The 13,188-nt window shown below is 62.9% G+C and carries 13 protein-coding genes; 6 read left to right on the forward strand and 7 right to left on the reverse strand.

Features of this window, described 5'->3' with window-relative positions; translation table 11 throughout:
- Positions 1-3: 3 nt before the first annotated feature.
- Together F1735_RS05850 and F1735_RS05855 are read right to left on the reverse strand one after the other, a co-directional pair.
- The gene (locus tag F1735_RS05850; RefSeq protein ID WP_167236055.1) at positions 4-1,158 is read right to left on the reverse strand and encodes an acyl-CoA dehydrogenase family protein; all 1,155 of its coding nucleotides are present in this window, start codon (positions 1,156-1,158) and stop codon (positions 4-6) included.
- Positions 1,158-2,342, reverse strand: coding sequence for a lipid-transfer protein (locus F1735_RS05855; RefSeq protein ID WP_167236056.1), 1,185 nt, complete (start codon positions 2,340-2,342; stop codon positions 1,158-1,160). Before F1735_RS05855 ends, F1735_RS05850 begins: the two co-directional genes overlap by 1 nt.
- 102 nt (positions 2,343-2,444) lie before the next feature.
- On the opposite strand from F1735_RS05855, the gene F1735_RS05860 reads away from it, so the two are divergent.
- Both F1735_RS05860 and ybaL read left to right on the forward strand, forming a co-directional pair.
- Positions 2,445-3,080, forward strand: a complete 636-nt coding sequence (locus F1735_RS05860; RefSeq protein ID WP_167236057.1) for a TetR/AcrR family transcriptional regulator — start codon at positions 2,445-2,447, stop codon at positions 3,078-3,080.
- A gap of 63 nt (positions 3,081-3,143) precedes the next feature.
- Complete coding sequence (gene ybaL, locus F1735_RS05865) at positions 3,144-4,868, forward strand: YbaL family putative K(+) efflux transporter (protein WP_167236058.1); 1,725 nt, start codon at positions 3,144-3,146, stop codon at positions 4,866-4,868.
- A gap of 117 nt (positions 4,869-4,985) precedes the next feature.
- Here ybaL and F1735_RS05870 read toward each other — a convergent pair whose 3' ends face one another.
- Positions 4,986-6,947: an AAA family ATPase gene (locus F1735_RS05870; RefSeq protein ID WP_167236059.1), complete on the reverse strand. Its 1,962-nt coding sequence runs from the start codon at positions 6,945-6,947 to the stop codon at positions 4,986-4,988.
- A 453-nt stretch (positions 6,948-7,400) separates the two neighbouring features.
- Between F1735_RS05870 and F1735_RS05875 the strand changes: the two genes are divergently transcribed.
- Together F1735_RS05875 and F1735_RS05880 are read left to right on the forward strand one after the other, a co-directional pair.
- Complete coding sequence (locus tag F1735_RS05875; protein WP_167236060.1) at positions 7,401-7,538, forward strand: hypothetical protein; 138 nt, start codon at positions 7,401-7,403, stop codon at positions 7,536-7,538.
- A gap of 249 nt (positions 7,539-7,787) precedes the next feature.
- Positions 7,788-8,051, forward strand: a complete 264-nt coding sequence (locus F1735_RS05880) for a PEP-CTERM sorting domain-containing protein (RefSeq protein ID WP_167236061.1) — start codon at positions 7,788-7,790, stop codon at positions 8,049-8,051.
- A 74-nt stretch (positions 8,052-8,125) separates the two neighbouring features.
- On the opposite strand, the gene F1735_RS05885 is transcribed toward F1735_RS05880, so the two are convergent.
- The 3 genes from F1735_RS05885 to F1735_RS05895 form a co-directional block, all read right to left on the reverse strand.
- Positions 8,126-8,680 carry a DUF1697 domain-containing protein gene (locus tag F1735_RS05885; RefSeq protein WP_167236062.1) on the reverse strand — a complete coding sequence of 185 codons (555 nt, stop codon included), beginning with the start codon at positions 8,678-8,680 and terminating at the stop codon, positions 8,126-8,128.
- 7 nt (positions 8,681-8,687) lie between these two features.
- Positions 8,688-9,296: a glutathione transferase GstA gene (gstA, locus tag F1735_RS05890; RefSeq protein ID WP_167236063.1), complete on the reverse strand. Its 609-nt coding sequence runs from the start codon at positions 9,294-9,296 to the stop codon at positions 8,688-8,690.
- 123 nt (positions 9,297-9,419) lie between these two features.
- Positions 9,420-10,985, reverse strand: a complete 1,566-nt coding sequence (locus F1735_RS05895) for a sensor histidine kinase (protein ID WP_167236064.1) — start codon at positions 10,983-10,985, stop codon at positions 9,420-9,422.
- Positions 10,986-11,156: 171 nt separating this feature from the next.
- Here F1735_RS05895 and F1735_RS05900 point away from each other — a divergent pair, with 171 nt between their 5' ends.
- Positions 11,157-11,498 (forward strand): hypothetical protein, encoded by a 342-nt coding sequence (locus tag F1735_RS05900; protein ID WP_167236065.1) that lies wholly within the window; start codon positions 11,157-11,159, stop codon positions 11,496-11,498.
- Complete coding sequence (locus F1735_RS05905) at positions 11,495-12,337, forward strand: HDOD domain-containing protein (RefSeq protein ID WP_167236066.1); 843 nt, start codon at positions 11,495-11,497, stop codon at positions 12,335-12,337. Before F1735_RS05900 ends, F1735_RS05905 begins: the two co-directional genes overlap by 4 nt.
- Before the next feature lie 204 nt (positions 12,338-12,541).
- Here F1735_RS05905 and F1735_RS05910 read toward each other — a convergent pair whose 3' ends face one another.
- Positions 12,542-12,883, reverse strand: coding sequence for a hypothetical protein (locus tag F1735_RS05910; protein ID WP_167236067.1), 342 nt, complete (start codon positions 12,881-12,883; stop codon positions 12,542-12,544).
- Between the last annotated feature and the right edge of the window lie 305 nt (positions 12,884-13,188).

Here is a 13,188-nt window from a genome sequence, read left to right on the forward strand (position 1 = left end):
CTCCTACAGTGAACGGGCGATGATTTCTTTCATGATCTCATTGGCGCCGCCGTAGATGCGCTGCACGCGCGCGTCCACGTACATCTGGGCGATCGGGTACTCGAGCATGTAGCCGTAGCCGCCAAAGAGCTGCACGCACTGGTCGATGACCTTGCATTGCAGGTCCGAGATCCAGTATTTGGCCATGGATGCGGTCACGGTATCCATATTGCCCTTGATGGTCTCACCGATGCAGCGGTCGATGAAGATACGCGCAATCGTGGCCTCGGTCTTGATTTCGGCCAGCACGAAGCGGGTGTTCTGCATCTCGATCAGGGCCTGGCCGAAGGCGCGCCGTTCGCGCGTGTAGTCGATCGTCAAACGCAGCGCGCGTTCGATCGCGGCCACGCCGGCCACGCCCAGGATGGTGCGCTCGTAGGGCAGCTCGGTCATCAGCTGGGCAAAGCCCTGGCCCTCCACGCCTCCGAGTACGTTGTCGAGCGCCACATGGGCGTCATCGAAGAACAGTTCGCAGGTATCCTGGCCCTTTTGCCCGACTTTTTCCAGGATGCGGCCGACGCGAAAGCCGGGGTTGTCCCTGGTTTCCATCAACAGCAGCGAGACGCCCTTGGCGCCCGCTTCGGCATCGGTCTTGACCACCACCACGACCAGGTCGGCCAGGTAGCCGTTCGAGATGAAGGTCTTGGAGCCATTGACCTTGTAGCCGCCGGCCGTTTTGACGGCGGTGGTGCGGATGCCTTTCAGGTCGGAGCCGGCGCCGGGCTCCGACATGGCGATCGCCGCCACCATCTCGCCGCTGGCCAGCTTGGGCAGGTACTTGCGTTTTTGCGCTTCGGTGCCCTGGTTGAGCAGGTAGTGGGCGACGATGGCATGCACGTGGATGCCGAAGGCCATGTCGCCGCAATAGCCCAGTTCTTCGAACACGATGGCCTGGTGCGCAAAGCTGCCGTCGGAGCCGCCGTACCGCTCGGGGATGTCGGCGCACAGGATGCCCATGGCGCCGCCCTTGTGCCACAGCTCACGGTCGACGTGCTGCTGCTCGCGCCAGCGCTGCTGGTGCGGCGCGACTTCGCTGGCCGCGAAGCGGCGCACGCTATCGCGAAAGCCTTCCAGTTCGGGGCTCATCCAGGGCGAGGCGCCGCACACGTTCATCTCCATCATGCGGCCCGGTACATGGTGACCACGCAGGCGCCGCCCAGGCCCAGGTTGTGCTGCAACGCGACGCGCGCGCCGGCGACCTGGCGCGCCCCGGCGCTGCCGCGCAACTGGTGGGTCAGCTCAAAGCACTGGGCCAGGCCGGTCGCGCCCAGCGGGTGCCCTTTCGAGAGCAGGCCGCCGGACGGATTGGTGACGACCTTGCCGCCGTAGGTGTTGTCGCCATCGTTGATGAATTTGTCGGCGCCGCCCTCCGGGCACAGGCCCAGGGCTTCGTAGGAAATGAGCTCATTGTGGGCGAAGCAGTCGTGCAGTTCGACGACATCGAGTTGGTCGGGGCCGATGCCGGCCTGCGCGTACACCTTGGCGGCGGCATCGCGGCTCATGTCGTAGCCGACCAGGCGCATCATGTCGCCCGACTCAAAGGTGCTGGCGCGGTCGGTGGTCATGGCTTGCGCGGCGATGTACACGTCGGCCTTGAGGCCATGCTTTTTCGCGAAGTCTTCCGACACCAGCACGGCGGCGGCGGCGCCGCAGGTCGGCGGGCAGGCCATCAGGCGCGTCATCACGCCGGGCCAGATCATGGGTGCGTCCAGCACGTCCTGGGGCGTGACCTCCTTGCGCAACAGCGCCAGCGGATTGTTCACGGCGTGGCGGCTGGCCTTGGCGCGGATCTTGGCAAAGGCGTCGAACGGGGTGCCGTATTTTTTCATGTGGGCCAGGCCCGCGCCGCCGAAGTAGCGCAGCGCCAGCGGAAGCTCGGGCATGCCGACCAGTTCATCGGTGACACGGTCGAACGGCTCGAACGGGCTGGGACGGTCGGCGAACACGGCGCCGAGCGCGCCCGGGCTCATTTGCTCGAAGCCGAGCACCAGCACGCACTCGGCGGCGCCGCTGGCGATGGCCTGGCGCGCCAGGAACAAGGCGGTGGAGCCGGTCGAACAGTTGTTGTTGACGTTGACGATCGGGATGCCGCTCATGCCGACCTGGTACAGCGCCTTCTGGCCGCTGGTGGAGTCGCCATACACGTAGCCGGCGTAGGCCTGCTCGATGTCGTCGTAGGCCACGCCCGCATCGTCGAGCGCCTGGCGCGCGGCCAGCGCGCCCATCTGGTCGTAAGGCGCGCTGGCGCCCGGCTTGGCGAAGGGGATCATGCCCACGCCAGTGACAAAAACTTTGCGGCTCATGCGCGTCTCCTGGATATTTTTATGAACTAGGTCGCTCGACCTAGTGCGCCGATTATAGGTCAGCCGACCTGCTTTGCATAGCGCCATGCGATAATCGCGCCCATGTCCCCGACCCTTGCCAGCGCCCTCAAACACAAAGCCTCCGTCACCACCGAAAAAGGATTGGGGCGGGCCCACGACATTTTGCGCGCGGCGCGCACCGTGCTGGCGGCCGAAGGCTACGCCGGGCTGTCGATGCGGCGCGTGGCGGCGGACGTGGGCATCAGCCTGTCGAACGTGCAGCACTACTACCAGAGCAAGGATGCGCTGCTCGAAGCGCTGCTGCTCTATACGATGGACGTATTCCAGTCGAAGATGGATTCGATTTCGGCGGCCATGACGAGCGAGCCGCGCCTGGACCAGTTTTTGTCGACCTGCGACATGTTTTTGGACGAGATCACCGACCCGGTGACGCACGCGATCTTTTTCGAGATCTGGGCCCTGGCCTCGCGCAACGCCTTCGCCTCGAACCTGATGGATACCATGATGGCGCGCGAGCGCAAGGCCATCTTCAAGCTCATTCGCGGCCTCAATCCCGCCATCGGCGACGAGCAATACCGCCAGCGCGCCATCCTGATGGTGGCGCAGATCGAGGGCCTGATGCTGTTCCGGCTCGATAAAGCCGGGCGGCGCGACGAATTCCTGGCGGTGCGCGCCTCGCTGCGCAAGGCGCTGCTGGCGCTGGCCACCATTCCGTAGGCGTCCGTACAGGCCCGTCTCACCTATACTGGGGGCTCCGCCCATCGCGAGGAGAGCGTCCGTATGCACCACAACATCAGCCTGATTACCACCATCGCCGCCGCATTGGGCTTCGGCCTCCTATTCGGCATGATCGCCGTGCGCTTCAAATTGCCGGCGCTGGTCGGCTACCTGGCCGCCGGGATCGTGATCGGCCCGGCCACGCCGGGCTTCGTGGCCGACGTGGCGCTGGCCGGGCAACTGGCCGAAATCGGCGTGATGCTGCTGATGTTCGGCGTCGGCCTGCACTTTTCGCTGGACGACCTGATGGAAGTGCGCGGCATCGCCGTGCCTGGCGCGGTGCTGCAGATCGGCGCGGCCACCGGCATGGGCATCGGCATGGCGTATTTCTGGGGCTGGAGCCTGGGCGCGGGGCTGGTGTTCGGGCTGGCGCTGTCGGTGGCCAGCACGGTGGTGCTGCTGCGGGCGCTGGAGGACTTGGGCATACTCGACTCGATCAACGGCCGCATCGCGGTCGGCTGGCTGGTGGTGGAGGATCTGGTGACGGTGCTGATGCTGGTGATGCTGCCGGCGCTGGCCGGCGCGCTGGGCGGAACAGGGCCGGACGGCGTCGCCGCCGGGGACGGCGCGAACATCTGGACAACCCTGGGGCTCACCCTGGGCCAGGTGGCCGCCTTTATCGTCTTCATGCTGGTGGTCGGGCGCAAGCTGTTCCCGTGGTTTTTGTGGCGCGTGGCGCGCACCGGTTCGCGCGAGTTGTTTACGCTGGCCGTGGTCGCCACCGCGGTGGGCATTGCCTACGGCTCGTCGGAATTGTTTGGCGTGTCGTTCGCGCTGGGCGCGTTCTTTGCCGGGATGGTGCTGCGCGAGTCGCCCCTGAGCCACCGCGCGGCCGAAGAATCGCTGCCGCTGCGCGATGCGTTTTCGGTACTGTTTTTTGTGTCGGTGGGCATGCTGGCCGATCCGATGGTGCTGGTCGAGAGCCCGCTGCGCGTGCTGGCGGTGGTGGCCGTGATCATGTTCGGCAAGTCGCTGGTGGCCTTTGCGCTGGTGATCGCGCTGCGCTATCGGCTCAATACGGCGCTGACGGTGTCGGCCAGCCTGGCGCAGATCGGTGAATTTTCGTTCATCCTGGCGGCGCTCGGCATGTCGCTTGGCTTGCTGCCGAAAGAAGGCCAGAGCCTGATCCTGGCCGGGGCGATCATTTCGATCGCGCTCAATGCGCTGCTGTTCAAGGCGATCGAGCCGCTGCAGCGTGCCTTGCGCACGCGCTCGGACGCGGCGCGCAAGGTGGAGCGCTCGACCGATCCGCTGGCCGAGCTGCCGATGTCGGTGCCGCAGGAGCGCCTGAGCGGGCAGGTCGTGCTGGTCGGTTACGGACGGGTTGGCCGGATGATCGCCGATGCGCTCATGGCGCAGGGCGTGCATATCGTGGTGGCGGAGCAGAACCGCGAGCTGGTCGACCAGCTGCGCCGCCGCGATATTGCGGCGGTGGCGGGCAACGCGGCGGAACCGGCGGTGCTGATCCAGGCGCACATCGCGCGCGCGGCCTTGCTGGTGATTGCCACGCCCGATACCTTCCATGTGCGCGCCATGATCGAAACGGCGCGCGCGCTCAATCCGGGGATCCGTACGCTGGTGCGCACGCATAACGAGGAAGAAGCGGAGTTGCTGCGCAAGGATACTGGCAGCCAGGTGTTCGTCGGGGAGAGGGAGCTGGCGCGCAGCATGGCGGAGCGGATCAGCGTGGATCTGGCGGCGGTCAAGCAGGGTAGTGGGGAGCATTAGCAACCATCCCCGTCGTTCCCGCGAAGGCGGGAACCCAAGTTCGTGCTGCAGTCACAGGCCAAGCTAAGGACTTGGGTTCCCGCCTTCGCGGGAACGACGGTCTGGAGGCCGGTGGTCTTAAACCGCCACCTCGGTACACAGCTTCAGATTGCCCAAGCGCGGGCCGGCCACATGAAACGCCAGCAGGTCGCGGCGCTCTTCCAGCAGCGCGAACACGGCATCTTTCGACAGCACGTACTGGTCCAGCAAAGTGTCTTTCAGCGACTCGATCACCGCCTTGTAATCGCGGATCGCCCCCAGGGTGTACGTGTAGAGCTCATCGGACTTCTCTTCCACCTGGCGGATCGTGTGCTCGCCGCTGCCTTCGTTCTTCAACTGCGTGTAATCGATCTTCGAGTGCGAATACATCGACAGGCGATTGACCATCAAATTGAGCATCTTGGTCGCTTTCTCGATGTCGTTCTGGCTGCCCACCGAAATCCCGCGCGCTCCGTAAAACAGCTCCTCGGCGGCCACGCCGCCGTACAACTGGATCACGTCCTGCTCCAGTTCTTCCAGGGTGCGCAGCGACACGTCATCGCCCGATTGCAGCACATACCCCAGCGCGCCCAGTTTGGACACCGACTCGGTACTGATCTTGAGCAGGTGCGATTTTTCCTTCACCTCGGCCAGGCTCAGGCCCTGGCGCAGGTACGGGTCGATCTGCATGAAGAAGTGCCCCAGTTCGTGCAGCGCCACCCGTTCGCGCTGCTTGTGCTTTTCGGCGGTGGTGGCGCGGTCGGTCAGGCCCAGGGTGGCGCGCTCGAACGCGCGGAACATCAAATCGGTGTTGATGATCGCCTTTTCCTGGATCGAGATCATGCTGGCGCGTTCGACCACGGTTTCCAGCAGCGCGGGACTGAGGTTGGCGGTCATTTCGGCGACCTGGCCCAGATCGAGGTCGTTCCAGTCGACCAGGCCCTCTTTCTTGCGGCCCAAAAAGCTCTTGAGCAGCGCACCGCGCTCGCCCTTGTTCGGCAGGCGGAAGTTGATCTTGACCGAGAAACGGCGCAGCATCGCTTCATCCATCTCGACCGACGCGTCGTCGAAGTTCGAAGCCACCACCCAGATCACGCCGGCGCCCTTGTCGCTCTTGACGCCGTCCAGCAGGCCCAGAAGCGTGTTGGCGGTGTCGTCTTCCCACTTCTTCTCGCCGCGCCCGCGCGGCATGAACAGGGTTTGCGCTTCGTCCAGGAAAATGATGCAGCTGCCGCGTGCGCAAGCCTTGCGGTACAGGGCATTCAAAGCCTTGGAACCGCCGCCCACGTAGCCCGATTCGAGCGCCGAGCCGGATGCCTGGATCAGCGGCACATTGAGTTTCTTGGCCAGGTAGCCAACCAGCTTGGTCTTGCCGGTGCCGGCCGGGCCGGTCAGCATCACGTTGAACGGCTTGTCGATATTGTGCGACTTGTATTCGCTGCGGTTGCGGATCATGTCTTCCAGGTGCAGCACTTCCTGCTTGATGTCGTCCATGCCGATCAGGTCATCCATGCTGCCTTTGAGCTTGTCCGGCATGATGACGGCGGCGCTCATGCCCATGCCGGGGATGCCGAACTTGATCGCGTAGACAATGAGCAGGATCAGGAAAATATCGAGCGCGTGATGCTTCAGGAAAGCCACCGCTTCGGCGCTGGCGGCGTTCTGGCCTTCGTCCAGCAGCACCGCCTTGTGCGAGGCCAGGTAGTCTTCCTTGGCGATCGAGTACGGAATCGCGTTCTTGAGCAGCACTTCGCGCTCCAGGCTCAGATGCGAGGTGCTCGGCACCTTGATCACGTGCAGCTGGGGCGCATCCTTGAATTTGAAGATGTAGCGCGGCGACTCCGACAGCGGCTTGGCCACCATCAGGTATTCCAGCTTGTCCTTCTGCGAGGCCAGCGCGGTGATGCGCGAAATATCCTGCGAATGGACCAGCGGGCTGGTGTCCTGCACCACATCGGCGTTGTAGATGACCAAACCGACGAGCAGGACGAACAGGAGTCCGGCGCCGATGCGCACGTAGACATTCTTGAGGGCGAGCTGGAGCTTGGCAAGATTGGGCATGTGGTTACTCTATGAATGGTTGCTGCGGAAGGAATTACTACGCAAACATCGTTCTTCTGCCGCGCAATGGCGGGGAGCGGCAGTGACAGCGACGTTCGATATGTGACCATGATAATTTCCGCAAACCATGTGGCCGATCGATGTCGCCTGACAGTACATCCGCACGACGGGCGATGTGGCCCATGCATGCTCCTTTGCCATCAATTTGATGCTTGAAGGCAATGGATTAGGGAGACTATACCGCCAAAAAAAAGCCAGGTATACCTTGATCTGCTGAAAAAATTTTGCGACGCAACACCTCTGATCAACTCGACAATGCGTCTGGCGGGGGACCTGCGCCAGCTCAAGGTCCGCGTGGGTAACCCCGGTATGTTCGTAACATTTCGTATCAGCCCTTGATGGTAAATCGCGATCATTAGATGATCCTTAAAACCCACGAATGGATCATTTGATATGCGTCGCCTCTTCGCTTATGTCGCCAGCCTGTTCGGCGCCCGTTCCCCCGCCGCCGAAGACCATCTGACCGGCGCGGTCGACCTGTCCGATACCGCCTACTGCCACGGCTTGCTCTCGCGCGACAGCGAGCTGTAACGAGTGGCAAGCATCGTGTCTTTTTGACAGTTTCCTTGCGTTTTGATGCGGCGCAGCATTTACCGAGAAATGTTAATTCCTCTGATCAATAAAACATCAAAAAAACGACGTTTAGAGCGGAATGACTTTGAATTCGGTGGTGAGCGTGGTTAAATACAAGGCTGGGTGATTCGCATTTAGTGCTCATCTGGTTGCAATGCAGCATGAGTAATCATGCTCTTGCGGAAACCAAAAAGAAGAGGAAACACCGTGAAAAAATACGCAGTCGCAGCAGCTTTCATGCTCGCCCTGGTGGCCGCCGCGCCAGCGGGCGCTATCGAGGTACTGGACAACCAGCAGGCGGGCGCCGCCACCATGGACAGCCATCCGCAGATGAACGCCATGCAGATGGCTGCGATGCCAGCCCCGCAGATGTCGGAATTGCCCGAGCCTGAAGTCTTCGCCATGATGCTGCTGGGCCTGGTGCTGATCGGTTACCGCGCACGCCGCGAAAGTGGCGAGAAATTCCAGTAATCAAAGAATCGCATCAAAAAATCCCGCCGAGCGCGGGATTTTTTTTGCCTGCCCAATCCTGCATGCCAGGCGGGTCAGGCCTTGGCCCCGTCGGCGCACAGCGCCTGCAATTTACACACGGTATTCCAGTTGCGCGCGGTCAGGCCGTCGCCGAGCAGCTTGCCCATCGCGCCCGCCACTTTACTTTCCAGTACGCCGTCCGGACACCACACATAGGCGGCGTGCTCGCCCACGGCCAGCATGTCCGGCGCCCAGTCGCCCGCGGCCAGCGGCGCCAGCAAGGCCGGCGCCTGCGGGTCGCTGAACACGAACACCAGCAGGCGTGCGCCATCGGTGGCCAGCGCCAGCAAGGGGTTGGCGGCGACGATGCGGTCCAGGTCGTCGCTGCCGAGCACCATCACCCTGGCCGCCACACCCAGTCTGACCACCATCGCATCCTGGATGCGGGCGGCCATGCCCGCTCGCAACTTGGGTGGCGCATGGAACACCACATTGCCACTGTTGAGCAGAGTGCGGACATCCGTGCAGCCCAGTTCGCTAACGAGCTGGCGCAGGTCGGCCATGGCGACCCGTTTGGCGCGCCCGACGTTAATGCCCCGCAACAGGGCGATACAGCATGCGCCGTTCATCCGGCGCTTACTTGAGCAAGCCTTCGTCGCGCAGCGCCTGCTGCACCATCGGCCGCTCGCTCACGCGCCGCTGGAACGCTTGCACCCGAGGAAAGCCGGACAGGTCGAACTTGAGCACGCCAGCCCAGTTCAGCACCGTAAACAAATACGCATCGGCCACCGTGAACTGGGCGCCGGTCAGGTAGTCGCGTCCGTCGAGCATGCGTTCGACATAGGCCAGGCGCGTGCTCAGGTTGCCGTGCGCATAATTGACCAGCTCTTCGCCGATGTTGGGACGGAACAGCGGGCTGAAATTCTTGTGCAGCTCGGTGGCGATAAAGTTGAGCCACTCGGCCAGCGCATAGCGTTCCGGGGTGCCGGCGGCGGGCGCCAGTTTTTTCTCGGGGGCCAGGTCGGCCAGGTACTGTACGATGGCGACACCTTCGGTCAGCAATATGCCGTGCCCGGTGTCGAGCGCCGGCACGTAGCCCTTGGGATTGATGGCGCTGAAGTCGGCTCCGCTGGCAGTGATCTTCTTGCGCAGATCGACCGCTTCGGTGGTAAATGCCAAGCCTGCTTCGAGCAGGACGATGTGGGGAGAAAGCGAACAAGCACCGGGACTGAAGTACAGTTTCATGATGGTCCTTTGAGGATGAAAGGGGTACGGAGGAAACCGGCGCGCGCGACGGCGGCGCGTCGAAAGAATGGCAAGCGTACAATAAAACGAGCGCTTGCGCTTGGGTACACGCAAGGACGGTGACTATGCCGCGCCATCGGGCGCGCCATCGACCGGCGTCACCCTGGGAATGCGCAAGGTGAAATGGGTGCCCTGGCCCAAGGTGCTGCTCACGGCGATGGTGCCGAGGAATTGCTTGACGATCAGGTTGTACACGATATTGAGGCCGAGTCCGGTACCGCCCTGCCCGCGCCGGGTGGTGAAAAACGGGTCGAAGATGCGGTCCAGCACGTCCGGGGCGATGCCCCTGCCGTCATCCTTGACGTGCAGTTCGACCACCTCGCCGTCGAGGCGGGCGCTGATCATGATTTCGCCGGCGGTATCGACCTCGAAGGCGTGTTCCACGCAATTGAGGGTCAGGTTGGTGATGACCTGGGCGAACGCGCCGGGGTAGCTGTCGAGCACGATGTCGTCCGGGCAGTTCAGCACCAGCGCGATCGGGGTTTTCTTGAGCTTGGGCTGGAGGCTGGAGACGATTTCTTCGATGTATTCGTGCAGGCCGAAGGGACGGCGCGCCTCGCTGGTCTGGTCGACCGCGATCTGCTTGAAGCTGTGGATCAGGTGCGCCGCGCGGTAGGCGTTGTTCATGATCAGGCGCGCGCTTTCGCTGGCCGTTTCCACGTAACGCAGGATGTCGGACTTTTTCAGGCCGGCGCCCTTGACGGCGATTTCCAGCTCGTCGGTGGCGGCCTTGAGCACCGAGGCGCTGGTCAGGGCGATCCCGACCGGGGTGTTGATTTCGTGCGCGACCCCGGCCACCAGGCTCCCGAGCGAGGCCAGCCGTTCCGCCTGGAGCAGCGATTCCTGGGTCTGGCGCAAGTCGTGCATCGCCTGGGCGGTCTGCTGGGACGAGCGGCGCGCCGCATCCTCGGCTTCGCGGATGCGCCCGATGGTCGATTTCAGGCGGCGCTGGATCTGGTTGAAGCCGCGGATCACCTCGCCGAGCTCGTCGCGCCGGTTCTCGGGCAACTCTTCCACCTCGTCGCTGCCGCGCGTGGCCAGGTCGAACAAGCCGTCGCGCAATTGCTTGAGCGGCTCGAACACCACCCGCAGCGACAGCGCCAGCGCCGCCACCAGGATCAGGTCGAGCAGCAGCACTTCGATCACCTTGCGTATCAGTTCGGAAGCGAGCGCCTTGTCGATCTGGGCGCGGCTGAAATTGATCACCACCCGCCCCACCGAGACCGGCTTGATCGAGGCGCTGGCGCTGCCGCCTTCGTGGAACACCAGCGTGGCGTCGACCGCCTGGCCGCCCGGCTCGGGCGCGCCGTCGACCGTGACCAGCTTGCCGTCAGGCGCGCGCAGCTTGCCGGCGAACAGGCCGACCGAGCTGTCGTAGACGCGGATCGCCACCACTTCGGGCGGCAGCATCTCGGCCTCGACGATGCTGTCGACCTTGGACTTGTCCAGGTCCCACAGGGCAGATGGCAAACTGATCTGCAAACGCGTGATCACGCCCTTGCGCAGGCGCTGGTTGCTCTCCTCCAGGGCCTTGCCCAGCGAATACTGGGTGTAGCTGCCGGAAATGGTGAGCACCAGGGTGACGATCACCACGAACAGCAGTTTCAGCCGGCTTTGAATACCGAACATCCGATTCCTCCCGAAAAACAGCATGTGCGCGATGCATCTCCGAATGTACGGTAAGCCCTTCTCGTTGGCAAGAAATTGCCGTGTACGCGTATGCAAAAAGTAAAGCTTTTTACATAGCGCACAGGCCCGGACAGCAATGGTAAGATCGTAGCCTTACGAGGGAGGATGCCTATGAGCGCAGCTTACCAGCACCTGGCACTGGCCGAGGTGGCACCGGGAATGGTCTTGTCCGACGATCTGCTCGACCGGCAGGGACAGATCCTGTTGCCCAAGGGAGCAATCCTGACCGACCGCACCATTGCCTTGCTGCCCAGCCACGGCATCGACGCCGTCCCCGTGCTGCGCAGCGGCGCCGCGCCGGCCGCCACTCGCGCGCCCGACCACGCCGCCAGCGTGCAGCGCCTGGCGCTGCTGTTTCGCAAGCACAAGCCGGACCAACCGCACGACTGGGCCACCAGCGCCTTGCGCCGCTATATAGAAGACTACCGCGCCGCGCGCGAGGCCGCCTTATGAGCGCCATTGTGCTCGACGACGTCCTCAAGCGCCTGGCCGACCTGCCCTCGCTGCCGGCGGTGGTGATGGAACTGCTCACCAGCATCGACCAGGAAGACATCGACATCACGGTGCTGGCCAAAAAAGTCTCGCACGACCAGGCCCTCACCGCCAAGACCCTGCGCCTGGCCAATTCCTCGCTGTACGGCTTGCAGGTGCGCGTGACCACCATCCAGCAGGCGATCACCTACCTCGGCTTCCAGACCACGCGCAACCTGATCACGGCCTCGGCCCTGACCGGCTGTTTCGCCGAGGGCCGCTGCGCCGCCTTCGACCACAAGGCGTTCTGGCGCCACTCGATCGGCAGCGCCTGCTGCGCCAAGGTGCTGGCGCGCAGGGTGCGCTTCAACCAGGATTACGCCTTCACGGCAGGCTTGTTGCACGACATCGGGCGCCTGGTGCTGGTCAGTAGCTACCCTGATTTGTATCAACAAGTGCTGGAATACCGCGCGGCCAACGATACGTATGTGCAAGATGCCGAGCTGGCGGTGATGGGTGTGGACCATGTGCAGGCCGGCGTGGCGCTGGCCGAACACTGGAATTTTTCGGATACGATGAAGATGACGATCGCCTTCCACCATGATCCGGGCGCGCCGGACGCAGGCTTGCTGGCCACTATCGTGCATGTGGCCAACGCCATTGTGCATGCGCTCGACCTGGGGCGCGAAAGCGACGATCTGGTGCCGGCCGTGTCGCCGGTGGCGTGGACCGCACTGGGACTGAACGAAGAATGCTACCTGCAAGTGTTCCGCGAAACCGAACTGCAGTACGAAGAAATCACGATGATCCTGATGGGCTGACCGACCCGCCTCTGCATGCAGAGGCGGACTCAGGCACCCCGTTCCGCTGGCATGACAGCCGGGAATTCCGAAAAACCGTAGCGAGCGGCACAAGTGTTGTCCGAGACGCGCAGCCGTACGACTGTACGGTGAGCATCGCAGGGCAAACATTGTGCCGCGCAGTAGGTTTGTCGGCGTTCCCGTGGAAGCGCCATGCCGGAGGACTTAGTGCGCATAGTTTCCGGACGTCGATGCGTCCGGTGCCGCCGGCTTTTCTTCGCTTGCTTTGGGGCGGCCTTGGGCATCGGACAGGCGATACTTGGTGCGGCGGTCGCCCATCAGGTCGCGCAGGTCGCGGATGCTCATGCCGGTCACTTCATGCATGCGGATCAGCAGCGAGGCGCCGACCGGCAGGCGGTGGTGGCGGATCTTGCTGATGACCGGTGGCGCGACTTCGAGCATGCGCGACAGCGCCGCATCGTTTTTCAGTTGCATCTTGCCAAGCAAAATGTCGAGCAGATGGTTGGGGTTATAACTTTCCTGTGATGCCAGAGCATGGTGTGCCATGATTTTACCTCGTGGTGAGTGGTTGAAATAATGCCGTTACGAACTATGTTAGAGACCCATACGTGTCTCAATAAGTTCCCGGAAAATCGCCCTTGAGCGTGATTAAACAGAACAAATCTGATAACTGGCTTAAAAGCACGTTCCCGGATCGTATGCGCTCTGCGCTACTCACTTCCAACGCACTTGAAACTCCAAACACATTATTAGACTCATATGCCATAAGTACAACTTACCTGTGCATAGGTGACATTGTTTGAAATCAAGCTATCCGCCGGAAAGCTTGTCACATCGTCATTTCAACACAG

This window comes from Massilia genomosp. 1 (genome assembly GCF_011682185.1).
GTDB classification, from domain to species: Bacteria; Pseudomonadota; Gammaproteobacteria; order Burkholderiales; family Burkholderiaceae_D; genus Telluria_A; species Telluria_A rubra.

Excerpts from the sequence above, each read along its gene's own strand:
- F1735_RS05910 (WP_167236067.1), bottom strand. The coding sequence starts at position 12,883 with ATGGCACACCATGCTCTGGCATCACAGGAAAGTTATAACCCCAACCAT.
- F1735_RS05895 (WP_167236064.1), bottom strand. The coding sequence starts at position 10,985 with ATGTTCGGTATTCAAAGCCGGCTGAAACTGCTGTTCGTGGTGATCGTC.
- ybaL (WP_167236058.1), top strand. The coding sequence starts at position 3,144 with ATGCACCACAACATCAGCCTGATTACCACCATCGCCGCCGCATTGGGC.
- F1735_RS05860 (WP_167236057.1), top strand. The coding sequence starts at position 2,445 with ATGTCCCCGACCCTTGCCAGCGCCCTCAAACACAAAGCCTCCGTCACC.
- F1735_RS05875 (WP_167236060.1), top strand. The coding sequence starts at position 7,401 with ATGCGTCGCCTCTTCGCTTATGTCGCCAGCCTGTTCGGCGCCCGTTCC.
- F1735_RS05870 (WP_167236059.1), bottom strand. The coding sequence starts at position 6,947 with ATGCCCAATCTTGCCAAGCTCCAGCTCGCCCTCAAGAATGTCTACGTG.
- F1735_RS05900 (WP_167236065.1), top strand. The coding sequence starts at position 11,157 with ATGAGCGCAGCTTACCAGCACCTGGCACTGGCCGAGGTGGCACCGGGA.
- F1735_RS05850 (WP_167236055.1), bottom strand. The coding sequence starts at position 1,158 with ATGGAGATGAACGTGTGCGGCGCCTCGCCCTGGATGAGCCCCGAACTG.
- F1735_RS05855 (WP_167236056.1), bottom strand. The coding sequence starts at position 2,342 with ATGAGCCGCAAAGTTTTTGTCACTGGCGTGGGCATGATCCCCTTCGCC.
- F1735_RS05905 (WP_167236066.1), top strand. The coding sequence starts at position 11,495 with ATGAGCGCCATTGTGCTCGACGACGTCCTCAAGCGCCTGGCCGACCTG.
- gstA (WP_167236063.1), bottom strand. The coding sequence starts at position 9,296 with ATGAAACTGTACTTCAGTCCCGGTGCTTGTTCGCTTTCTCCCCACATC.
- F1735_RS05885 (WP_167236062.1), bottom strand. The coding sequence starts at position 8,680 with ATGAACGGCGCATGCTGTATCGCCCTGTTGCGGGGCATTAACGTCGGG.